The organism is Gemmatimonadota bacterium, from assembly GCA_016712265.1.
In the GTDB taxonomy this organism is placed as follows: Bacteria; Gemmatimonadota; Gemmatimonadetes; order Gemmatimonadales; family Gemmatimonadaceae; genus RBC101.
In genome coordinates this window covers 524,126-547,713 of sequence record JADJRJ010000031.1, presented here as the reverse complement: position 1 = coordinate 547,713, position 23,588 = coordinate 524,126, and the positions used below count along the sequence as shown (strand labels likewise).

The 23,588-nt window shown below is 67.2% G+C and carries 18 protein-coding genes; 10 read left to right on the top strand and 8 right to left on the bottom strand.

The genetic code is table 11. The features are described from left to right. Positions 1 to 68: 68 nt before the first annotated feature. The 3 genes from IPK85_23295 to IPK85_23285 all read right to left on the bottom strand — a co-directional run bounded on the left by IPK85_23295 (position 69) and on the right by IPK85_23285 (position 4,743). A complete protein-coding gene (locus IPK85_23295) occupies positions 69 to 2,435 on the bottom strand; it encodes a carbohydrate binding family 9 domain-containing protein (protein ID MBK8250292.1) in 2,367 nt (788 codons plus the stop codon). 125 nt (positions 2,436 to 2,560) lie between these two features. Next, entirely contained in the window at positions 2,561 to 3,193 is a 633-nt protein-coding gene (locus IPK85_23290) for an outer membrane beta-barrel protein (protein ID MBK8250291.1), read from the bottom strand. A 179-nt stretch (positions 3,194 to 3,372) separates the two neighbouring features. Next, positions 3,373 to 4,743: a dipeptidase gene (locus IPK85_23285; protein ID MBK8250290.1), complete on the bottom strand. Its 1,371-nt coding sequence runs from the start codon at positions 4,741 to 4,743 to the stop codon at positions 3,373 to 3,375. Between the two features lie 149 nt (positions 4,744 to 4,892). Between IPK85_23285 and crcB the strand changes: the two genes are divergently transcribed. The 3 genes from crcB to IPK85_23270 all read left to right on the top strand — a co-directional run bounded on the left by crcB (position 4,893) and on the right by IPK85_23270 (position 9,431). Continuing rightward, entirely contained in the window at positions 4,893 to 5,273 is a 381-nt protein-coding gene (gene crcB / locus IPK85_23280; GenBank protein ID MBK8250289.1) for a fluoride efflux transporter CrcB, read from the top strand. A 16-nt stretch (positions 5,274 to 5,289) separates the two neighbouring features. After that, a complete protein-coding gene (locus tag IPK85_23275; GenBank protein ID MBK8250288.1) occupies positions 5,290 to 7,308 on the top strand; it encodes a thioredoxin domain-containing protein in 2,019 nt (672 codons plus the stop codon). A gap of 203 nt (positions 7,309 to 7,511) precedes the next feature. Further along, complete coding sequence (locus IPK85_23270) at positions 7,512 to 9,431, top strand: Ig-like domain-containing protein (protein ID MBK8250287.1); 1,920 nt, start codon at positions 7,512 to 7,514, stop codon at positions 9,429 to 9,431. Between the two features lie 168 nt (positions 9,432 to 9,599). On the opposite strand, the gene nadC is transcribed toward IPK85_23270, so the two are convergent. The 3 genes from nadC to IPK85_23255 form a co-directional block, all read right to left on the bottom strand. After that, complete coding sequence (gene nadC, locus IPK85_23265) at positions 9,600 to 10,454, bottom strand: carboxylating nicotinate-nucleotide diphosphorylase (GenBank protein MBK8250286.1); 855 nt, start codon at positions 10,452 to 10,454, stop codon at positions 9,600 to 9,602. Between the two features lies 1 nt (position 10,455). Further along, on the bottom strand, positions 10,456 to 11,454 hold the full coding sequence (gene nadA, locus IPK85_23260; protein ID MBK8250285.1) for a quinolinate synthase NadA: 999 nt from the start codon (positions 11,452 to 11,454) through the stop codon (positions 10,456 to 10,458). A 108-nt stretch (positions 11,455 to 11,562) separates the two neighbouring features. After that, a complete protein-coding gene (locus tag IPK85_23255) occupies positions 11,563 to 13,290 on the bottom strand; it encodes an L-aspartate oxidase (GenBank protein MBK8250284.1) in 1,728 nt (575 codons plus the stop codon). On the opposite strand from IPK85_23255, the gene IPK85_23250 reads away from it, so the two are divergent. From IPK85_23250 to IPK85_23220, 7 genes are all read left to right on the top strand, one after another. Next, positions 13,203 to 14,207 (top strand): hypothetical protein, encoded by a 1,005-nt coding sequence (locus tag IPK85_23250; GenBank protein MBK8250283.1) that lies wholly within the window; start codon positions 13,203 to 13,205, stop codon positions 14,205 to 14,207. The two genes, IPK85_23255 and IPK85_23250, sit on opposite strands and share 88 nt — an antisense overlap. Before the next feature lie 68 nt (positions 14,208 to 14,275). Continuing rightward, positions 14,276 to 14,911 (top strand): peptidylprolyl isomerase, encoded by a 636-nt coding sequence (locus IPK85_23245; GenBank protein ID MBK8250282.1) that lies wholly within the window; start codon positions 14,276 to 14,278, stop codon positions 14,909 to 14,911. A gap of 108 nt (positions 14,912 to 15,019) precedes the next feature. Next, positions 15,020 to 16,240, top strand: a complete 1,221-nt coding sequence (locus IPK85_23240) for a hypothetical protein (GenBank protein ID MBK8250281.1) — start codon at positions 15,020 to 15,022, stop codon at positions 16,238 to 16,240. 7 nt (positions 16,241 to 16,247) lie between these two features. Further along, entirely contained in the window at positions 16,248 to 17,480 is a 1,233-nt protein-coding gene (locus IPK85_23235; protein ID MBK8250280.1) for a hypothetical protein, read from the top strand. Then, complete coding sequence (locus IPK85_23230; GenBank protein ID MBK8250279.1) at positions 17,477 to 17,884, top strand: hypothetical protein; 408 nt, start codon at positions 17,477 to 17,479, stop codon at positions 17,882 to 17,884. Before IPK85_23235 ends, IPK85_23230 begins: the two co-directional genes overlap by 4 nt. 150 nt (positions 17,885 to 18,034) lie before the next feature. After that, positions 18,035 to 20,944: a TonB-dependent receptor gene (locus IPK85_23225; GenBank protein ID MBK8250278.1), complete on the top strand. Its 2,910-nt coding sequence runs from the start codon at positions 18,035 to 18,037 to the stop codon at positions 20,942 to 20,944. 17 nt (positions 20,945 to 20,961) lie between these two features. Then, positions 20,962 to 22,215 carry a hypothetical protein gene (locus tag IPK85_23220; GenBank protein MBK8250277.1) on the top strand — a complete coding sequence of 418 codons (1,254 nt, stop codon included), beginning with the start codon at positions 20,962 to 20,964 and terminating at the stop codon, positions 22,213 to 22,215. Between the two features lie 102 nt (positions 22,216 to 22,317). Here the strand turns inward: IPK85_23220 and IPK85_23215 are convergent, their stop codons facing one another. Then, positions 22,318 to 23,196 (bottom strand): SRPBCC domain-containing protein, encoded by an 879-nt coding sequence (locus IPK85_23215; GenBank protein MBK8250276.1) that lies wholly within the window; start codon positions 23,194 to 23,196, stop codon positions 22,318 to 22,320. Then, positions 23,186 to 23,530, bottom strand: a complete 345-nt coding sequence (locus IPK85_23210; protein ID MBK8250275.1) for a winged helix-turn-helix transcriptional regulator — start codon at positions 23,528 to 23,530, stop codon at positions 23,186 to 23,188. The genes IPK85_23215 and IPK85_23210 overlap by 11 nt, the downstream gene beginning before the upstream one ends. Positions 23,531 to 23,588: the final 58 nt, after the last annotated feature.

Below are 23,588 nucleotides of genomic sequence, written 5' to 3'. Positions count from 1 at the left end.
ACGGCCGACGCGGGGGCCGTGAGCGCCCAAGGACGGGGCCGCGCCGGCCGCCGCCGGATCCCGCCGTGCTACAGCCGGAAGAGATAGCTCCACTTCACGAAGAAGCCATCCGAGGTCCGGCGCAGGTCGCGGAACTTGAGTGGCTCGGCTTCTGACATCGAGCTGCCGTAGCCGACAAAGAGTACCGTGCCGGGGGTGGGCTGGTAGGAGAAGAGCCAGTCCGCGCGCACCCGGTTCCGCTTGAACCCGGTCAGCGCCGAAAAGCTCCCATCCGCGTTACGAAACAGCAGCGGGAAGTTGGTGCGCTGGTCATCGCGCAGGTCGAGCTTCTGCTGCGTATCGTACTGCCCGATGAATCGCACGAACATGTACCGCGATGCCTGGTACTCGACCTTGAGGCGCGGCACCTTGCGGGAGTTGACTGTCTCCCCCGTTTTCCACCGGTTGTACTCCTGCACTTGGTACTGCGCCTCGAATCGCAGCAGGTCGGTGGGCCGCCAGCGTGCGTTCACGGTGACGATGTGGATGAGCCCGGACTGCCACTCATCGAAGTTCTCGTCCTTGCCCCCGATGTAAAAGATGTCACCGGAGAAGCGCGACCATTCCGGCGTGTTCACCCGGACCGTGAGGTCAACGTTGTGCAGCCGCGGGTCCCCGGCGGCCGTGAACTTGACGGTGTCCTTGCGTCCACCCAGGTCGCGCTCAACGTAGTGATTGGCGTACAGCAGGGAGTCGAACCCGAAATTCTCGAAGAACACCCCGCCACTCATCCGCCATCCGCCGCGCACCGCCATGTTGCCATTAAAGTGCAGCTTGCGGTCCTGGGACGCACGCCCGTTGACGAACGAGGTGTACGTTTGCGTCCCTTGCCCCCGCACGTTGAAGCCCCAGGATTCCACACGCGACCCGGGCGCGCGCAGAAAGGTGAATGCGTTGGTCAGCACGTAGTTCGCCACATTGCGCCGGCTGATGAACCCCGCCTGCGCGTCAAATTCCTCGCCAACCGCATTGATGGCCGCATTGAAGTCGTACGTGCGCCCATTGCGTCCCAGGCTCGCCGACCACAAGGGCGCGGTCGCGACCTCGTCGGCAACGCGCGTGCGACTCAGCGCCCCATGGCCCTGCAGGGTCCACAACTTCCGGAAGACCAACCGGCCGTCGAGGCCGAGGACCCGATTGTAATCGTCGGCGTCGATCCGGTCGGTGTACGTCACCCCAATCCGGCTGAGCGGGCCAACGTCGCGCACGGCGCGTAACACGTTGAAGTACGGATGTCCGTCCCCGGACAGCGAGTTGCTGCGGTCGTCAAGGCCGCTCAGGACGGCGACATTGGTGCCCGCCACCTTGCCCGTAACCTTGGCGGCAAAATCGGGCTGAACCATGCGGCGGGTGTAGATCAACCCGTCTGGCGCTGCGTAGTTCTCGATTCCCTCCAGGAAGAACGGGCGCCGTTCGGGGTAGAAGAGCGCCTGCCGGGGATCGAACACCAGGGCCACCACATCGGCTTCCACCTGCGAAAAATCGGGATTGAAGGTCCCGTTCATGACGAGGTTGTTGGTCACCCCCCAACGCACCGTCCCGCCGTACTCCGGGCCCTGGGGGAGGTAGCGCCAACTCCCATCGTTGCGTGGTGCCCCATTCTGGAAGCCCACCACCGAGGGGTTGAGGTCTACGACCAGGCCGCGCTCCAGTCCGCGCAGTCCCTTCAGGGTTCCTCCCTGAGCCAGGAACGACGCCGCATCACGACGTGCCGGCGTCCACGTATTGTCGTGGCCCAGGTAGCGCACGCGCCGCACCACTTGCAGCCCCCAATCCTGGACGTCGGTCGGCTGGTACCGGAGGCTCTTGAACGGGATCCGCACCTCAACGTCGTAGCCGTACTCGGTGAGGCGGCCTTTCGACTCGTAGACGAAGTTCGCGCTGAGGTCCGCCTGGACCGTCGCCGACGACCCATCCAGCGCCCCGCCACCGCGCTGCCCCGCGCCTCGCGCCCCTTCGTTGATCGTGCCGTCCGCCTGGACGCCCAGCGCGGACACGCCAAACACAAAGGCCTGCCGACCGTCGTTGAATGTGTTCAGGATGATGTCGACCGCGTCGTCCGCCGAGATCTTGTCGCGATCGGACAGGTTGGCATTGATCGCACCCGCGGGCGCATAGGCGCGGATCCCGAAATGAATGGCGGTCGGCGAGTACCAGACGAGCACGACGGTCGAGTCCTGCGCCGGCTGCTGGTCCACTGGCTGGTACATCGAGAATCCGGACAACACCGCGGCCTGGGACCAGGGCGCCTCGTTCAGGACACCATCGACCGCCACCGACGACTCGATCCGGGGCGGCGTGACCTGGATCTGCCCTGCACGCCCGTTGTAGACCTGCTGCGCACCGAGCCCAACAGGCCCGGCGACCAGGGAGACGAATACCGCGAAGCGACGCATGCGAGATGGCGAAGGGACAAGGGGCGCAATCTACCCGGCGCACCGCGACGCGGCATGGCGGCCCCCAACGCACGACGGGCCCCCGTCTCCGGAGGCCCGCCGCGCCTGCCATGCCCACCCCACCGCTAGAACTTCACGCTGACGCCAGCCGTGAACGCCCAGTTGTGGGTCCGCTTCGTCTGGACGTCCAGGTCAAGGCGGGTCGCTTCGCGCAAGTCGAGACGACCCACGTAGTCCTTCGCCATCGCCCGCAACGTCAGGCTCCGGCCCAGCTGCAGATCAACGCCTCCGCCATAGTTCGCGGCGAACGCCGTCGACTGGGTGCGCAACGACCCCACCCCGATCTCCGTGCGCATGGCCCCCGCGCCTGCTTCGACGAACGGGACCGCCTCGCGTCCAAGCGAGATGGGCGTCGGGAGCCGGTACTGGAGCCCAGCGTCGTACAGCAGCACCCTCGCATCGGCGAAGTTGAGACCCCCAACGATCGGAAGCCCCACTTCCAGGTTCGAATCCGAGTAGCCCACGTTGCCCACGAACGCAAACTGGTCACTCAGGTCGATCCCGAGCTGCGCCCCGTAGACGGGCGCACCCTCGTTACGAATGCCGGTGCCAAAGGGGCCGTCAACATAGTTGCCGAAGTGCATGTACCCGACGTACGGCGTGATACGGGCAACCGAAGGGGTACGGCGCTGTGCCTCGGCGCTGACGGCGAACGTGGCAAGGGCAACGAGGGTGAAACCGACGCGACGAGTGGTCATGGGATCTCCTGGTGTGGTACACCCCTCAGGAGGGCAGGTACGGTGCCGAAGTCCCCGCCTGTGGTAAACCCTTGTCAATACACGAGTTCGCGCCGACCCATTGCGGCCGTCGTCCCATGCAGGGGACGCTCCAATGTCTCGCCCCGTGGATTTCCCATCGGGAATCCCGCGCGGTCGGCCTACCCCCGCCCCGCGAGTTCATCCCACAGGAACGCCGCCGCCTGCGTCCCCTTCACGAAGTTCTCCTCGCTCATCCACTCGTTCGGCGCGTGCGCGTTCTCGCCGGGGAGGCCGAAGCCCATGAGCAGGACGGGCGCGCCCAGTACGCGCGCGAAGTCGTGGACCACGGGGATCGATCCCCCTTCACCAACGATGACCGGCGCCGTGCCAAACGCTCGCTCCAGCGCGCGCCGCCCGGCGTCGAACAGGGGCCCGGCAAGGGTCGCCCGCCAGGGGTTCCCCCCATGCAGCTCGGTGACCTGCACACGCACTCCCGCTGGAGCCACCTGCGCCAGGTGACGGCGCATCAATTCGGCGATCGCCGATGGCGTCTGGTCGGGCACGAGTCGACAGCTCACCTTCGCCATCGCCCTGGACGGAAGGACCGTCTTGGCCCCTTCGCCGGTGTAGCCGCTCAACAGGCCATTCACTTCGCAAGTCGGCCGGCACCAGATCCGCTCGAGCGTCGTCCAGCCTGCCTCGCCGCCTAACGCGGTTGCCCCGACCTCCTGGCGAAAGTGCTCGTCGTCAAACGGCAGGCCGCGAATCTGCGCCCGCACCTCCGGCTCCCACTCGCGCACGGCATCGTAGAACCCGGGGATGGCCACCCGCCCCGTGGCATCGTGGAACGTCGCCAGGATCCGGGCGAGCGCCATCGCCGGATTCACGACGGCTCCCCCGTAGGACCCGGAGTGCAGGTCAACGCTCGGCCCCTCCAGGTCGATCTGGAAGTAGGCCAACCCGCGCAGCGACGACAGGATGGACGGCTGCCCGGGGGCGAACATCGCCGAGTCCGAGATGACCACGCCGTCACAGGCCAGATGGGATGCCTGCGCCTCCACAAAGGCGGCCAGGTTATCGCTCCCGACCTCCTCCTCGCCCTCCGCGAGCACGATCACGTTGCACGGGAGCGTGCCGCCCGTGGCGAGGTGGGCCTCGATGGCCTTGATGTGCAGGAAGAGCTGCCCCTTGTCGTCCACGGAGCCGCGCGCATAGATGCGCCCATCCCGGATCTCCGGCTCGAACGGTGGACTCTCCCAAAGGTTCAGGGGCTCCACCGGTTGTACGTCGTAGTGCCCGTAGACAAGGATCGTGGGTGCGCCGGCGCCAGCTCCACGCCATTCGCCCAGCACGATGGGGTGCCCCGGTGTCTCGTGTATCGTCGCACTCAGGCCCACCGCCTGCATGTTGTCCCGTAACCAGGTGGCACACTCCCGCAGGTCATTCGCATGTTCACTGCGCGCACTGACCGATGGGAATCGCAAGAAGGTGAAAAGTTCGTCGCGAAACCGCTCCTGATGGGCCGCGAGATAGTCGGAGAGGGGAGACACGGGTCTGAAGCGTTGGGGGGACGTAGACGGCAGACGGCACCCCGATGGGTGGCCCAATGCCGCTCCGAGCGCAAGAGCTGGTTACGATTGTCCAGCACCAGCACCACGCAACGAGTCCCAGCCAGCAGCACACCAGCCTCGAGCCCCCCGTGCTCCCCCTCCTCTCCGTCGCCCTCGGCTCCGCCATCGGCGGTGTCGCCCGGTTCCTTGTCAGTGGCGCCCTGCAGCGCGCGGACAGTGGCGTCCCGACCGGCACTCTCGTCGTGAACATCGTGGGGTCGTTCATCCTCGGGGGCGTCGCGCGGTACGCCGCGATGACCCCGACCTTTTCGCCAGAACTTCGCCTGCTGCTCGGCGCCGGCTTCTGCGGGGGCCTGACCACCTTTTCGACCTTCAGCGTCGAGACGATCGAGCTGGTGCAAGGTGGGGCGTTCACTCGCGCGGCCCTCTACGTCGCGATCAGTGTCGTCGCCGGCCTCGGCGCCGCCCTCCTCGGCATGGCCGCGGTGCGCACCATCCTCGAACGTTAACCTTCATCCCCCCGGCATGAACCGCCTCGCGACGGAGACCTCCCCGTACCTCCTGCAGCACGCCGACAATCCGGTGGATTGGTATCCGTGGGGCACCGAAGCGCTGGATCGTGCCCGGCGGGAGGACAAGCCCATCCTGCTGTCGATCGGGTACGCGGCGTGCCACTGGTGCCACGTGATGGCGCACGAGTCGTTCGAGAACCCGGCGATCGCCGCCCTCATGAATGCACACTTCGTGAACATCAAGGTGGACCGCGAGGAACGGCCAGACCTGGACAGTATTTATATGCAGGCGGTGCAGGCCATGACGGGGCACGGCGGATGGCCCATGACCGTCTTCCTGCTTCCGTCGGGGGAGCCGTATTATGGCGGCACCTACTTTCCGCCGGCGGACCGGCACGGGATGCCCGGGTTCCCCCGGGTGCTCGAAGCGCTGGCGGCCGCGTATCGCGAGGACCGCCAGAAGGTCGAAGACACCGGGGCGCGGGTACGCACGATCTATGACTCGGCCACCCGGCCACCACGCGACGACCTGCAGCTGACCACAGCGCACCTCGACCGCGCCTTCCATGGGCTCGCCAAACAATTCGACGACGTCTTCGCCGGGTTTGGGGGAGCGCCGAAGTTCCCTCCCAGCATGTCGCTCGACTTCCTGCTCCGGTACTGGGCCCGCACGGGACGCGCGGAGGCGCGCGACATGGCGCACCGGACCTTCCTCGCGATGGCGAGGGGGGGCATCAGCGACCAGGTGGGCGGCGGGCTCCATCGGTACTCCGTCGACGAGCGCTGGCTCGTGCCACACTTCGAGAAGATGCTGTACGACAACGCCCTGTTCATCCGGCTTGGCGTTGAGCTATGGCGCGCCACCAAGGACCACGAGGTGCAGGCCTCCACGGCGCGCGCGATCACCTGGCTCGCGCGCGAAATGACGGCGCCTGGGGGCGGGTTCTTCTCCTCGCTGGATGCCGACAGCGAAGGGCACGAGGGGATCTTCTACGTCTGGCGGGAACAGGAGATCGACGATCTGCTGGGTGCCGACGCGCCAGTCGTAAAGGCCGCATGGGGGATCACCCCGGGCGGCAATTTCGAGGGCCGATCGATCCCGTTCCTCGCAACGCCACCTGCAGCCGTCGCCTCGAACCTCGGGGTTCACCCCGACGCGCTCGACGCCGCCCTCGACCGCGCGCGCGCGCGGTTGTACCCCGTCCGGGCACAGCGCGTGTGGCCGGCGACCGACGACAAGGTCCTGGCGTCATGGAACGGGCTGACGGTACGGGCACTGTGTGCCGCCGCCACCGCGTTCGGCGACCAAACGCCGGCCCGGACCCTGGCCCTCCGCGCTGGTGAGTTCCTGCGTGGCAACCTGGTGGTGGACGGCCGTGTCCTGCGCTCCTGGCGCAACGGACAGGTACTCGACGTGGGCTTCCTGGAAGACGCCGCCGCTGTTGGGCTCGCGTTCCTCGACCTCTTCTCGCTCACGGGCGCGGAGAGCTGGCTCCGCGAAGCCCAGCGCATTTCCCAGCAAATGATCCAGGACTTCCACGACGAGGCGACCGGGCTGTTCTTCGACACGCCTCGCGGACATGAGCAGCTCCTGACGCGGCCGCGGGACATTACCGACAATGCCATGCCCTCGGGGTCCTCGCTCGCGTGCGAGCTGTTGGCCCGGATCTCGGTGTTCGGTGACGATGCCCAGGCTGACGCTCTCGCCCGACAACTCGCCGATGGCCTCGGGGAAGCGCTTGCCCGTCATCCCCTCGCGTTCGGACACCTGAGTGGTGCTGCGGACCTGCTCGTTCACGGAGCGATCGAGGTCGCGATTCCCGGCGGCAGTGAAGCGCTCGAGGCTGAACTCGGCAGGACCTATGTCCCGTCGCTGGTGGCAACCCGGGATACGGGACTCACCCCGCTCACGAACGGTCGAGCCACGGGGACAGGGTACGTGTGCCGCCGATACGCCTGTGGTGCCCCTGCCCTCGATCCCTCGTCGTTTGGCGCGCAGTTGGCGGCGGCGCCCCGCTCCAGCAACGCCTGATTCCGGTTGCGATCGGTCCGGCATGTGGTTTGCCCCGTGTCCGATTGCGACCCCCCGTCGATGATCGTCCTTCGGGTAGTCGCTCGCGGGGTCAGAATGACCGATCCCGGAGTACCTTTCCGTGCGTCCGGGTGCCGGCGCACAAAGGGTGTCGATTTCCCTGTCACGCTCCCGGCCCCGACCTGCTGCCCCATCGCCATCCTATGTCTTTCTCCTGCAACACGTTGCTCAGCCGTTTGGGCGGTGGGCTCTCCCTCGCGCTCCTCGCCGCATGCACGTCTCCGGTCGACACACCGGGGGCGTCGAGCGTGCAATTCGGCATCGCCACCGACTCGGTCCTGATCAACCGGACGTACCAGACCACGGTCTCGGTCCGGGACATCAGTGGTGCAGAGATCAGCGGCAAGACGGTCAAGTACGAGTCGCTCTTTCCCGAAGTCGCGACGGTTGACCAGAACGGCCTCGTGACGCCGAAGGCGGTCGGTCAGGCGTCGATCAAGGCCAGTGTGGATGGCCGCACGGCGCAGGCAAATATCCGGGTGCTCGATCGCGTGACCCGCGTCGTGGTGACACCGGCCAACGACCAGGTCGCGATCAACCAGACGCGCGTGATGCTGGCGTCGGTGACCGGCGCCTCGGGCCAGACCATCGGCGGACGGAACATCACCTGGCGCTCGAGCAACACGGCGGTCGCCACGGTCAATACACAGGGGATTGTCTCGGGGGTCGCGCTCGGCACCGTGACGATCACCGCCAGCGTTGAGCTGGACGCCGTGGACGGCAGCACGTCCATCACGGTGATCAACGTCCCCGTGGCGTCGGTGGCACTCGCGCCCTCGAGCCCGCAGTTCCTTCGCCTCGGCGGCGCGCCGCTGCAAGTGAGTGCCACCCCGCGCGACGTGAACAACACGCCGATTACCGGCCGGACGGTGACCTGGGCGTCATCCAACACGAACGTCGCCTCCGTCTCCTCCACGGGGCTGGTGACAGCGGTGTCGGTAGGTGTGGCAAGCATCACCGCCGAAGTGGACGGGCGCGTGTCACCCTCCCTGCCGGTCACCGTCACCGAGATCCCGCTCAAGTCCGTGACGTTGGCCCCGGACTCCATTGCCTTGCAGACGTCGAACACGCGTGTGCTCACGCCGACCGTGATCGACTCGCTGAACCGTACGGTGACCAACCTCTCGAACCGCCAGGTGGTGTGGTCGTCCAGTGCCGCCGCCATCGCCAGTGTCTCGAACACCGGGACGGTCGCCGCGCTCACCGCCGGCACCAGTCGCGTCTCCCTCACGGTCGACGGCGTCAAGTCCAACGACGTGGTGGTCACGGTCACCGACCAGGTGGTCGCGGTGCAGATCTCGCCGCTCGTGATCGCGCCGATGCGCGTCGGCAACACGCTGCAGCTCTCCGCGCAGGGGCTCAACAACCAGAACCAACCGATCCCGGGCAAGGCGGTCACCTGGACCTCGCTCACGCCGTCTGTGGCAACCGTCAGCGCGACTGGCGTGGTCACCGGCCTCACGGTCGGAAATGCGACGATCACGGCGTCGATCGACCAGCGCAGCGCCTCGGTGAATATCAGCGTGACACCGGTCCCCATCGGGACGGTGACGTTGGTGCCGTCCGCGGACACCCTCGCCGGTGGCGACCAGAAGCAGTACACGCCAGTGGTCACCGATTCCGCGGGCCGTCCGGTCACAAACCTCAACAATCGGAACGTCGTCTGGACCAGCACCAACATCCCGGTGGCGAGCGTGAGCAACCTCGGGATCGTTCAAGCGACGACCCAGCAAAATGGAACGGCCGCGATCACGGTGACCATCGACAACGTCACCAGTAACGTGATGACGCTGCGGGTGGCGCAGATCGCCCAGTTGGTGGTGACCCCAACCCCACTCCAGGTCTCGGTTGCTGCGACGCAGACCCTGACCGTCGTGGCCAAGGACAACCTGGGGAACGTGCTCACCACCACCAAGTCGATCTTCTTCGCCACGGGGAACAACCTGATCGCGACGGTCAGCCCAGGCGGTGTCGTGACGGGGGTGGCGGCCGGGGCCACGAGCATCAGCGTGACGATGTCCGGCGTGCCGCAGGTGACGGTTCCCGTCACCGTGAATCCCTGACGTCCTACAAGTCGGCGCAGCTCTGCAGGATGGTGCGACACCCCTGACAGATCACCTTGCATCGCAGCGCAAGGAGCTGCGCCGACCCGCAGATGGGGCACGTCTCGACGGCCGGCGTCGCGCGCGGTGCCGCCGCGCCAGGCGAGCGATGGGGCTCGACGGGCACCGTCATGTCTCGAAGTCGAGCGCGAGGTCCATGGCCGGCGCGGAGTGCGTGATCGCACCTACCGAGATGTAGTCGACACCGGTGGCCGCGATGGCTGAGATGGACTCCAGGGTCACGCCACCGGAGGCCTCCAGCTTCGCGCGGCCCGCGACCAGCCGCACGCAGGCCACCAGCGACGCAATCGACATGTTGTCCAGCAGGATCATGGTCGCGCCAGCCTCGACGGCCGCCTCGACCTGCTCGATCCGGTCGCACTCCACCTCGATGACCGCGCCGGGGCGCGCCATCTCGCGGGCCCGCCGCACCGCAACGGCGACATCGCCGCCCACAGCCGCCAGGTGGTTGTCCTTGATCAACACCGCCGCTTCGAGGTCCATCCGGTGGTTGGTCCCCCCGCCGCATCGGACGGCGTACTTCTCCAGTGCGCGCCACCCCGGGGTGGTTTTTCGCGTGTCCAGCACCTCGGCGCGACTTCCGCGCACAGCGTCGACAAATCGTGAGGTCAGGGTCGCGACACCGGAAAGTCTTTGCATGAAGTTCAGTGCCACGCGTTCGGCCGAGAGCAGGGCGCGCGAGGGCCCCGACAGGTCCAGGATCACCTCGCCTCGCACCACGCGGCTGCCGTCCGGGGCACGGAGCTGCGCGACGACGCCGCTGTCCAGGGCGCGAAAGGCGGCCGTGGCGAAGGCGGCCCCGCAGGATACCCCGCCCTGTCGGGCCACCATTCGCGCCCGGCTCCAACTGTCTGCAGCAACCGTCGCCAGGGTCGTGACGTCGTCGAACGCGCGATCCTCGGCGAGCGCCGCGCGCACGAGGTCATCGAGGGCCCCCTGTGCGAGCGGGAACGGGAGGGGCACCCTACTCTCCCGGGTCAAAGGCGGGCGCGCGCGACGGCGTGGATCCACCAATCGCGACCATGCGCTCGAGCGCAAGCCGCGCGCGCGCGGCCACCTCCGGCGGCACGGTAATGCGATGCTCCCCGCGTTCCAGGGCGCGCTGCAGCTTGGGCAGGGTGGTCAACTTCATGTACTGGCACTCGGCGCGGTCGCTGGCAGCAAAGAACAGCTTGTCGGGGTTGGCCCGCCGCAACCGGTGCAGGATCCCCGTTTCCGTCGCGACGATGAATTCGCGTGCGGCGGAGGCACCGGGACGCTTGATCATCCCCTCCGTCGACAGAACCTGCACACCGTCGCTGGGGATGGCGCCCGCCGACATCGCTTCCACCACGTTCGTCGCGCACCCGCACTCCGGGTGCACCAGCACTTCCGCGGTCGGGTGTGCCGCCCGTTGGGTCGCCAGGCTCTGCGGGGTGATCCCGGCATGCACGTGACATTCCCCCTGCCACACGTGGATGTTGGTCCGCCCCGTGACGCGACGCACATGCGCGCCAAGAAAGAAGTCGGGGAGGAACAGGATCTCCCGGTCCGCCGGGATCGACTCCACCACCTCGACCGCGTTCCCCGAGGTGCAGCAGTAGTCGCTCTCGCCCTTCACGGCTGCCGTCGTGTTGACGTAGGCCACGACGACCGCGCCCGGGTGTTCTGCCTTCCAGGCGCGCAGCTGGTCAGCGGTGATCGTGTCCGCGAGCGAGCACCCGGCGGCGAGGTCCGGGAGGAGCACGGTCTTGTCGGGCGACAGGATGGCGGCGGTTTCCGCCATGAAATGCACCCCGCAGAACACGATCACCTCGGCGTCGGTGCGTGCCGCCTCGCGACTCAACCCTAACGAGTCCCCGACGAAATCCGCCACGTCCTGCACCTCGGGTCGTTCGTAATTGTGCGCGAGGATGACGGCGTGTCGCTCGCGGGCCAGGGCCCGGATGCGGTCGGCGAGGGCAGGAGCGTCAGGGTTCACCATGCGGGAAGTTTACGGGGGTGTGGTCCCGCAACCAACGGGATGACGCCGGCCCCGCGCGACGTCCCCGGTGATGCCACGGCGGACACCCGTGCCGAGAGCCCCGACGGCCTACCACTCCAGTCGCTTCTCGCGCCACTCGCCCTTCGCCCGCGGAAAGTCACTGCGGTAGTGGCCACCGCGCGATTCCCGCCGCGCGAGGGCCGCACCAGCGATGAGCTGCGCGGTTTCGCACATGTTGCGCTCCTCGGTCATCCCCTCGGTCAGTCGCTCCGCGATCTCTGACAACTGACGCACGCAGGTCCGCAGGCCACGGGAGTTGCGGTCGATCCCCGCGGCATCCCACATCAACGCGCGAATGGCGTCGGCGGCCACCTGCGCCGCGCCACGATCGGCGAGCGGCGGGACGTCAAACGCCTGGGCGCGACGGGGGCCCGCGTGCCGTTTCCCCTGGGACATCTCTCGCGCCACACGTTCGGCAAACACCAGCCCCTCCAGCAACGAATTGGACGCCAGGCGATTGGCGCCATGCACTCCGGTGCAGGCCACTTCCCCGCAGGCGTAGAGATCCGCGAGTGAGGTGCGGCCGGACAGGTCGGTGACTATGCCACCCATCATGTAGTGCGCGGCCGGGGTGACCGGGATGAGTTGCTCGCCGGGTTCGATGCCGCGCGCCCGGCAGAGGGCGGTGATCCCTGGAAAGCGCGTGACGAAGCCCTTGCCGAGCGAACGCGCGTCGAGCCACACCTGACCCGTCTGCTTCTGCTCGCGAAAGATCGCCCGGGCCACGATGTCGCGCGGTGCCAGTTCCGCCAACTTGTGGCGCTTGACCATGAAACGCTCGCCCGCCGCGTTCCGGAGGACCGCCCCCTCGCCGCGCACCGCCTCCGAGACCAGGGCGAGCGGGTTCTCTGGGGTGTCCAACGCCGTCGGATGGAATTGCACAAACTCCATGTCGGCGAGGGTGACCCCCGCACGATGCGCGATGGCAAAGCCATCACCTGTCGCCACCACGGGGTTGGTCGTGTAGCGATAGACCTGCCCGCAACCGCCCGTTGCGAGGACGGTCGCGTCGGCGCGGATCTCCACCGGTTGCCCGAGCACGCTGGCGCGCACCCCCGCGCAGCGCCCGCCCTCGACAATGAGTTCGAGGATTCGCGCGTGCTCGAGCACCGAGACGCGCTTCGATGCATGCACGCGCTCCACGAGGGTGCGCGCGACCTCCGCCCCAGTGCGGTCCCCCTGGGCGTGGACAATCCGCCGCCGCGAGTGCGCGGCCTCGTTCCCCAATTTCAGCTTGCCATCGGCCCCGAGGTCAAAGCGCGCGCCCGCGAGTTGCAGCTCGCGGATTCGCGCGGGACCCTCTTCCACGAGGACTTCCACGGCCTCCGTGTCACACAGCGCAGCGCCGGCCGCCAGGGTGTCCTTGCGATGCAGGTCCGGCGAGTCCCCCGCACCAAGTGCCGCCGCGATCCCCCCCTGCGCATACGCCGTGGCGGAATCGAAGAGGGTGCGCTTGGTGAGGACGACCACGTCGCCATGCGTGCTGGCGCGCCAGGCCGTGTGCAGCCCGGCGACCCCGCTGCCAACGACGAGAAAGCGTGTTCGGAGGAGAGAAGGCACGGATGACGGTGTGTGGACGGCAGACGCATGTGTGCCCCAGCTCCAGCCAGAGCACAAGCCCCAGGTTGTTGCTTGGCTCCACCCTGCCCCCCAGCCGCTGCCACCAGCGTCCCCACTACCTTTCCCCCATGCGAACCGCTGCCGTCCTCCTCGCCCTCGCACTCGCCGGGCCGCTCCACGGCCAGTGGCGACCCCTGTCCACTGGCACCACCGCATCCCTGCGCGGCCTGTCGGTCGTCGACGATCGCACCGTCTGGGCCAGCGGATCCCGCAGTACGGTGCTGCTCACAACGGATGGTGGGGCAAGCTGGCGAGTGGACACCGTACCGGGCGGGACCTTCGACGTGCGCGCCGTCCATGGCCGGAGCGCCACCGTCGCCCACGCGGTGGCCACCGCGGGACGCATCTGGCGCACGGTCGACGGCGGAACGACCTGGAGCCTGCGCTACCAGGCCGCTGACACCTCCGTGTTTCTGGACGCGGTCGACTTCTGGGACGACCAGCATGGCATCGCGTTAGGCGACCCCATGGGAGGGCGCTTCTTCGTGTTGCTGACGGACGACGGGGGCGACACGTGGCGGGAGGCACCGACCGCGTCCCGCCCCGAGGCACGAGAGGGCGAGGCAGCCTTCGCCGCCAGCGGCCAGGTCCTGGTGGTGGACGGCATGCAGGGGGCGTGGGTGGCGAGCGGTGGGCGGCATGCCCGCTTGCACCGCTCCACCGATCGCGGGGCCACGTGGACTGCGATCGACACACCGATCCGGTCCGGCGGAAGCAGCACCGGCATCTTTGGTGTCACCCCGGCGGCCAAGACCCTCGTGCTCGTGGGCGGCGACTACACGCAGGACGACTCGACCCGGGCGAACGCCGCGATCTACCTGCCGGGTCGCAAGGAATGGGTGACGCCGACGAGCACCACCGGCGGCTTCCGATCTTCGGTGGCGGCGGGCCGTGGGGGCCGTTTGGTCCTCGCCGTGGGTCAGGCCGGATCGGACATCAGCGACGACGGTGGCCGGAGCTGGCGCCCGTTCGATCGCACCGGGTTCCACGCCGTGCGCGCGTCGGCCAATTCCGTCTTTTATGCGAGCGGCGCCAACGGGCGCATCGGCGTGTACCAGGGGACCAGCCACTAGCGACCTGCACCGGGCGGACGACGGGACCGGGATCCACACACCAGCACCACCTGTTTCTTACCGTGAACATGCGTCGTTATTGCCTCATCGCCCTGCTCGCGACCGCCGCCTGCGAAAAGCCACCCGAAGTCGGCCTGCCACCGGCAACGCCTCAGCAAGCGCCGCCCGTGTATCGCGCCCGGTTCGAAACGAGCAAGGGCGCATTTACCGTCGAGGTCACGCGCGCGTGGGCGCCCCTTGGCGCCGACCGCTTCTACCAATTGGTCTCGAGCGGGTACTTCGACAACACCCGCTTCTTCCGCGTGATGGAGGGTTTCATGGCGCAGTTCGGCGCCCATGGGGACCCCGAAGTCAACGCGGCATGGGAGAAGCTCCCCATCCCGGATGACCCCGTGGTGCAAAGCAATAAGCGCGGGTTTGTCACCTTCGCGATGGCCGGCCCCAGCACGCGGACTACCCAAGTCTTCATCAACACGGTCGACAACGCCAACCTGGATGCCATGGGGTTCACCCCGTTCGGCCAGGTGATCGACGGCATGGGGGCAGTCGACTCGTTGTATTTCGCGTATGGGGACGGCCCGCCGTCTGGTTTCGGGCCAGACCAGAACATGATTTTCTCGCGGGGCAACGCCTATCTGGAGCGCTACTTCCCGAAGCTCGACTTCATCCGGAGCGCGCGCGTCGTGGCCGACACGACCAGGTAGGGCTCGGCCTGTCCCACGGGTCGTTCGGTTGGGGCCAGACACGAGAGGCAAGCGATGGTGGAGGAAGCAATCGAAACCCGTGGCACCAGGCCCTCCACCGCCCGTCCGGTGAAGCGCGCACCGCTCGTTGCGGCGCTGGTGGTTGCCCTGCATGTCAGGAGCCTCGCGGCGCAGCATGGCCACGCGATGCCCACGGATTCGGCTCGCCTGTCCATCGGGGCCATGGCCACCGGGGTGTACTCGCACGCGGCGCCAGGCCCGTTCAAGGTCACCATCTCCGAGGCCTACCTCACGCAACCGATGGTGTTCGGGACCTGGCGCTCGCCACGGCGCGGGGTGCGCGCCTACCTCACCATCAACGCCGAAGGAGCCACCCTCCAGCGCGGCGAGATCAACCCTGGCGTCTACGGCGAGGGGTATGTCGACCGCCGGCACCCACACACCTGGCTCCACGAAGCGATGGTGGGCGCCAGCGGTACTGCCGGCAACACCGGCTGGTCGTTGTTTGTCGGCAAGGGGTTCGTCCCGTACGGGACGGACGACCCCATGGTGCGTCCCTTCGTGAAGTACCCGGTCAATCATCACCATGCGCAACTGCTCGAGCGCGCGATGGTGACCGGTGCCGTCACCTGGCGAGGCAGCACCCTCGAAGTCGCGTCCTTCAATGGTGACGAGCCGGAGTCGACCACCGACTGGCCCAACGCGGACCGCTCCTTCGACTCCTGGTCGGCGCGGTTCACCACGCGCCCGACGCCGGCGCTGGAATTGTCCGCCAGCCTGGCGCGGGTCGAATCGCCCGAGTTTGCTGCCGGCTTCGGCCTGGACCAGCGCAAGCATGCCGCCAACGCGCGCTACGCGTCGACGACCGGCCCGGGACGGTACCTCCTGCTTGAGTACGCCAGAACGCGCGAGTTCAGCGGACCGGTGCAGGCGTTCGACTTCGACACCTGGCTGGCCGAGGGATCTGTCACCCTGCCGCGTGGGTTTACGATCTCCAGTCGTCTCGAGCGCACCATTCGCCCCGAAGAGGAACGGGCGACCTCCTTCTTCCGTACCGTTCGCCCGTTGCACGACTTCAACATCATCGGACGCACGCGTTGGTGGAACACCACCGTTGCCCTCTCTGGGCCTGGTGGGGGAACGCGATGGCTCACGGGTCGTCCGTTCATGGAAGTCGGCTATCATGTGCCACGCGCGACCCGACGGCCCACGGCGCTCGATCCCGTTGAGTTGTTCGGGGCGCGTCAGGTCTGGATGGTTTCCGCCGGCGTGCGCCTGCACGCCGGCCAGATGCGGGCCCGCTTCGGGCGTTACTCCCAGCCACAGTGAGCTTCCCGTGACCCAGCGATCCCTCGTCCTGCCCCTCCTTGTGGTCGCCCTGGCCGCCTGCAGCGGGGACAAGGCACCCGGCACACCCGTCACGCCGCCGCCGGATCCGGTCACCCCGCCGACGCCGTCTGTCATCACCGTGGCCGGCCGCGGCACGGCGACCGCCAGGTACAACGCGGAGGTGTGGATCCACGGCGCGTACGGGTACACGTCGACGTGGGGGACGCGCACCGTGGGCGGCATAGGGCGACCCGGCAATGTCATCTACATCTGGGACGTACGCCCCGCGACACCATTACTCGTGGACTCGTTGTCCATCCCTGCTGTCGGCACCTTGGGGGATGTGCAGGTCTCCAGCGATGGGAGATACCTGGTGGTGCCCAGCGAGCCCGGGCCGGGCTACCTGTTCACGTTCGACCTCGCGGACCCGGTGCGCCCGCGGTTGATCTCCACCTTCTTCACGGACAAGTCCACGCGGGGCATCCACACGGCCGAGCTGCAGACGATCGGGGGCAAGCTCTACGCCTTCGCTTCGATCAACACAGGGAACGGCCACCCCGCGCGGATGATGATCGTCGACCTGTCCACGCCAACCGCCCCGCGGGAGGTGTGGACCTTGGACATCACCGGATCGTTTGTCCACGACGTCTTTGTGCGGGACGGGTTGTTGTTCACGGCCCAGTGGAACAACGGGATGGTCGTCCACGACATTGGCGGTGGCGGCCGCGGGGGCAGCATTAACGCCCCGGTCCTCCTCGGCGGCGTGGCCACCGCAGGGGGCAAGGTCCATAACATCTGGTGGCTGCACGACGGGACCAACAAGCGGTTTGCCTTCATTGGCGAAGAGGGCCCGGCCACGCTGTTCACCTCGTCCTCGGGTGACATCCACGTGGTGGATATCTCGAACCTGGCCGCCATGCGCGAGGTCGCCTTCCTCAACGTACCGGGAGCCGGCACGCACAACTTCTCGGTGGATGAGACCAACGGCTACCTCTACGCCGCCTACTACAACGGCGGAGTCCAGGCGCTGGACGTCCGCGGCGACCTTTCCACCTGCGCCGCCAACCAGCGGGCCGCCGATGGCCGGTGCGATTTGCGCCTCATGGGACGGCTCAAGGCCGTCGGCTTGCTCGACCAGAATGCGCCGGTATTCATTTGGGGCGTGCATTTCACCGGCGGCAGCCTCTATGCCTCGGACATGATCAACGGGATCTGGAAGCTCGCCCCGCTCACCAGATGAGCCGCGTAGCCCTGCTCGCCCTGTCGTGCCTCGCGGTTGCCTGCGCCTCCGGCAGCAGTGGAACCGGGGCAGGCGCTGCAGCGGCGACCACGCGGCAGGGGGACCTCATCACGCAGGCCGAGATCGACTCGACCCTTGGCCTGACCAGCGCCCTGGACGCCGTCCAGCGCCTCCGACCGCGATTCCTCAGGAATTCCGGTGCCCGGAGCGTCCGCGCCACCGAATCGGGCCCAATTGTCCGGGTCGACAACGAGATGGTAGGCGGGGTAGAAGCCCTCCGGAGCATCGGGCTGAACGAGATCGGCGAAATTCGCTACTACAGCGCCGTGGACGCCACCGCCCGCTTTGGCGGGATCACAAACCGGCCGCTCATCCACGTCATCCGGCGGACGCGAGCCCGGTAGCACGCGGGCCCAGCCCCTGTGACGCGGTCCCCCCGTCCCCATGTGCTTGACTGGGGAGCCTTTCGGCTGCTCCTTTGGGCAGTTCGGGAACGCCTGACATCCCTCCTGGCGCATCCCCTACACGACCCCCTCATCCCATCGGAGGTTGCGATGTCGTTTTGCCGTCAGTGGCTTACCCTCGGCGCGCTCGTTTCTGCGAGTCTCGCCACTCCCCCAAGCGCCGCGGCGCAAGGTGGAGCGACCGTGCGTGGCACGGTCACCAACGCGTCAACGAGTGCCCCGGTTGCGGGTGCCCAGGTCTTCGTGGTCGGCACCCGCTTTGGCGGGATGACGGCCTCGGACGGACGCTACACCTTTGCCGGAGTTCCCGAAGGCACGATCGTCGTGCGCATTCGGGCGCTGGGGTATCAACCCGTCGAGAAATCGGTCACGATCGCCGGGACCGCCCCGGTCACCCTCGACTTCACGGTGACCTCCGCCCCCGTCTCCCTCGACGAGGTCGTGGTCACCGGGACTGCCGGATCGGCGCGCAAGCGCGAGGTGGGCAACTCGATCGGGCAGGTAAAGGTCGCGGACGCCCCCGAAGTGTCCAGCAGCGTCTCCCAGATGCTCAACGGCCGCCTCGCCGGCGTAAGCATCGCGGGCGGAACGGGTAACTCCGGGTCCGGTCAGGCGATCCGCCTTCGCGGCACGACGTCGGTGGCGCTGACCAACCAACCGCTGATCTACATCGACGGTGTGCGCACCCGTTCCGATGAATATCCGCGCAACGGCATCTTCACCGGCACCACGCAGCGTGGCGCCAACGTCTACGCGAGCCCGCTGAACGACATCAACCCCGACGACATCGAGCGGATCGAGGTCGTGAAGGGCGCCGCGGCAGCGACGCTATTCGGCACCGACGCCGCCGCTGGCGTCATCCAGATCTTCACCAAGCGCGGCCAGCAGGGGCGTGCGAAGTGGCAGGCCCAGTTCAACACTGGTTACAACCAGATGCAGAAGTTCGGCACCGATGCGGCGCCATTCATCTTTATGGATCCGTTCTTCCGCAACTCGGCCGGCCTCCTCGAGAACCTCGGCGCGAACCCGATGGGGACGCGCTACGGCAGCAACGTGCAGGTGTCCGGTGGGCAGGGCGAGAACCTCAAGTACCTCGTCTCGCTCGGCGCGGACAAGAACGACGGCGTGCTCCCTAATGACCGGGAAAAGAAGTACCTGGTCCGGACGAACGTCGACTTCATGCCGATCCCGAAGATCGCGGTCAGCTGGAACAGCTCGTTCAACAACACGCTGATCTCGCAGACGCCGGCCGGGAACAATGCACAGGGCGTGACCCTCAATGCCTTCCGCCGCGACCGCAACTATTTCGGCAGCGCCAATTCCGACACGATCGCGCGAGTGTTCGAGCAGCAGCTCAATTCCCAGATCGATCGCATGATCCTCGGAAGCACCGCGACCTGGACCCCGATCGCGAACTTCAATTCGCGGTTCACGATAGGGTATGATCGCGCCGCGCTGGAGAACCGCAACGTCCGCCCGTACGGCTTCCCGGCCGTGCCGCTGGGCGTCATCCAGAACCAGCGGTGGTCGAACCAGACCATCTCCACGGACTGGGTCAACAGCTACGACTTCAACCTGAGCAGCGACTTCAAGATCACCGCGTCGGCCGGCACGCAGTATGTCAACTCGCAGGTATCGGACGTCGTGGGCTTTTCCGAGAACTTTCCGTCACCGACCGTGCCAACGGTCGCGTCGGGCTCGAACAAGCTCTCGGACGAAAACCGCCAGCGCGTGATCACCGGCGGTGCGTTCGCGCAGTCGCTCTTCGGCTTCAAGGATCGCTTCTTCCTCACGGTCGGCGCGCGCATCGACGGCAACAGCGCCTTCGGTAAGGACTTCGGCTTCCAGACTTATCCCAAGGTGTCCGGTTCGTGGGTTGCGTCCGAGGAGGGCTTCTTCCCCAAGGCCGCCGGCACACTGAAGCTCCGCGCCGCCTACGGTGCAGCGGGTCGTGCGCCTGGCGCCTTCGCGGCCGTGCAGACGTGGAATCCGGTCGGGTGGGGTGGCCAGCCGGCCGTGCGCCCGCTCAACCTCGGTAATGCCGCCCTCGGCCCCGAGCGCACCACCGAGACGGAACTCGGGTTCGACCACAGCATCTTCGACGGTCGGCTGAACACGGACTTCACCTGGTTCCGGGCCAAGACCACGGACGCCCTGTTCTTCGTCCGCAGCATCCCGACCAATGGCTTCCTCAACTCGGTACTGGACAACGTTGGCGAGATGGAGAAGTCCGGCCTCGAGATTGCGATCAACGGAACGATCGTCGACCGCCCGATGCTGGGCATCCAGGCGGGGCTGAACATCACCACCAACGACTCCAAGGTGCTGAGCCTCGGCGGTGCGCAGGCCTTCTCCGTCGGCAACAAGGGATGGGTCATCGAGGGCGAACAGGCCCCGGTGATTCGCGGGATGAAGATCAAGAACCCGAATGACCTCGTCCCAGCGGGAACGACCGGCGCCCAGCTCCTCGCGAGCAACGTCGAGAACAACGCGATCTTCGGCCCGGCCCAGCCGACGAAGATCATCGGCGGCAGCCTCAACATCCGCACCTGGAAGAACATCTCGATCTCGGCGCGTGGCGAGTTCCAGGGTGGACACTTCATCAACGAGGACGCCTCGTTCCAGGCCATCACCCGCTCCGTGCTCTGGCCGACCTGCGAGGGGACCTACAAGAAGCAGGCAGCCAGCCAGCAGCTGACGGTGAAGGAGACGCTGATGTGCGTCGCCGCCAACTCGCGCAGCGACATGTTCATCCAGCCGGCGGACTTCTTCAAGGTTCGCGATATCACGCTCACCGTTCCCATGGGTCGCTTCATCCCGGGCACCAGCAGCAGCTCGTTGGTCTTCTCGGCGCAAAACATCTTCCGGAAGAACAACGGCATGGAGATCTTCGACCCGGAAATGTCCGGCAACGACGGCTTCAACCCGACCGTGCGCTACATCTCGGAGCACATCCCGGCGCCGGCCGTGTTCCTCTCCTCCCTTCGCATCTCGTTCTGAGGAAACCGCCAATGACCATGACGACTTCCCTGAACTTCTCCCGCCGCCTCGCCCCGATCGCCCTGGTCGGGAGCCTGGCAGGGTGCGCGCTCGACGCCACCAACCCGGGCCCCATCCAGTCCGAGTTCCTCGAGACCCGTGCCGCCCTCACCGCGGTGGTGAACGGCGCTGGCCGTGACCTCGCCGAGGCGCTCAACTGGGTCTCCTACACGGGCGCAGCAGTCGCGCGTGAGCTGCACCCGGCAGGGTCGACCGGCTCGTTCGGCATCACCCCACAGCAGCAGGCCGGCAAGATCATGCCGGATGACGACGCGACCCACTGGAACCTGTCCCAGCGCGCCCGCTGGACCGCAGAGGACGGTGTGGCCCGCATCAAGCGCATTCTGGGCACCGCCGCGAGCAACAACGTGACGCACGCCCAAGGGCTCATCTGGACCGGCTACGCCAACCGGATGCTCGGTGAGAACTTCTGTGACGGCGTGATCAACGGTGGCCCCAAGACGCCATCGTCGGTGTACTACGAGCGCGCCGAGGCAGCTTTCACTGAGGCCATTGCGGTGGCACAGGCCGCGAACAATGCGAACCTTGTCTCCGCAGCGACGGCCGGACGCGCCTCGGTTCGGCTCAATCGCGGCAACACGGCCGGAGCTGCGAGCGACGCAGCCGCGGTGGCGAGCACCTTTGCCTACCGCATGCCGTACTTCACGACGGACCTCGACCAGTACAATCGCATCTACTGGGCCGGTGCCAATCAACCGTATCGTGCCCACACGGTGTGGAACACGTACTTCGAGGCTGTACGAAAGACCACGCGGGATCCGCGCATTGCCTTCGACAGCAGCGCCACGGTCCTCGTGGGCGATGCGGCCGTCGGCAACCTCGGTCGTGTCCGTTGGTACTTCCAGACGAAGCACAACGCCCAGACGTCGAACATCAACCTCTCGACGGGTTGGGAGATGCGGCTGATCGAGGCCGAGGTGAAGTTGATCAACAACGACATCCCGGGCGCGATGGCCTTGATCAACGCCCGCCGGACGAGCACGGCAGTCAACGTGCCGGCCGTGACCGCGACCACGGCGGAAGACGCCTGGCTCGCGCTCAAGCGTGAGCGCTTCATCGAGCTCTGGCTCGAAGCGCGCCGGCTGGGCGACTTGCGCCGGTGGGCCGCGGCCAACCGTCCCGGGACGCTTGGCGCGCTGGAGACGATGGCGGGGCGCGACCTGTGTTTCTCGACGCCGTTGTCGGAAATCGAGACGAACCCGAACTTCTGATCCGCGAGTTCGATGGTGCAGTAGCACAGAGCTGTCCCCTCAGCGAACGAAACCGGCGGTGGATCTTCGGATCCGCCGCCGGTTTTGCTTCCGCGCCTCACCTCATGCAGGAAAGAGGGCGGCCAGGCGATCGAGGAAGTACACCCAACCAAAGGCGTAGTCACTGACGTCGCCCGGACGGCTGAATCCGGCGTGGCGGAAATGCACCCGCGTGCCCGTTGGAATCACCTCCAGGGTGAACGAGATGTACTGCCCGGTGACACTCGCGTCGCCGCGCCAGTCGAGCCAGTCAAGCACGAGGTACTCCGGCTCGCGCATTTCCATGATGCGCGTCGTGCCGCCGATGACATCGCGACCATCGACCACGTACCGCCATCCGAGGTCATACCTGCCGCCCGCGTGCGGCTCGATCGTCGCCGACTTCGCGATCCACTGGTTCACGAGGGCCGGGTCCAGCAGGGCGCGGAACACCGCCTCACGCGGCGCGGCGATGTCGATGGTGAGACGGACTTCGGGGGCCGGGTCGGCGAAGTCCACGCGACACAGTCCGCGACCGCCGGAGAGCCATGCGGTCAGGTTGGCGAAGACGAGCCGCCACCAATCGTCCACGAACTCGCGAGCACGGGGCATGGCAAGTTCGCCATCCAGCGTGTGGCGCACGGAGAGTGTGGTCTCCTCGCCCTCGGCGACACACGAGAGCGCGACAATGCTCGGGACGCCGAGGCATCGCCACGAAAACTCGATGCGCTCGTTCTGGATCACCGAGATCAGGAGGTCTCCGTCGTGGCGAGCCGCTGGCGTACCCGGCGTGAAGCGCCCCCACATGGCGAATCGGCCGGCGACACGAAGCTCCACCTCCGCGTGCTCCGACAGCCACTCCCGCATCTCGGAGGGGTCGGTCAGCGCGCGAAAGACACGGGCCGGTGGGGCGGGAACCTTCGCGTGGTAGTCATGGGTCCATTGCACGGGATCAGCCTCCATCGGCCTGGGGGGTCGGGTCCACCGCGTCCTCCACGACGCGCCGGAGGTCATGCAGCCTCACCGCCCACTGCACCCGGTGGGGCGCGAGCCACTGATCGACCTGCGTGAGCGGTGACCGGTCGAGCGAGTAGAACCGGTGCCGTGCCTCCTTCCGTTCCCGAACCAGCCCGGCCCGCCGCAGGATTCGGACATGTCGCGAGATCGCTGGACGGCTGACGGGAAATCGCTCGGCGAGTTCCCCGGCCGCCCACTCGCGGGTGGCGAGCAGGTCGACGATCGCGCGCCGGGTCGGGTCGGCGATCGCCTCGAATACGAATGAGGAATGCGTAACCATCAAGTTACATATTGTCGCCGCCCACCTGTTTTGGCAAGGACGTTCGTGACCGGTCAGG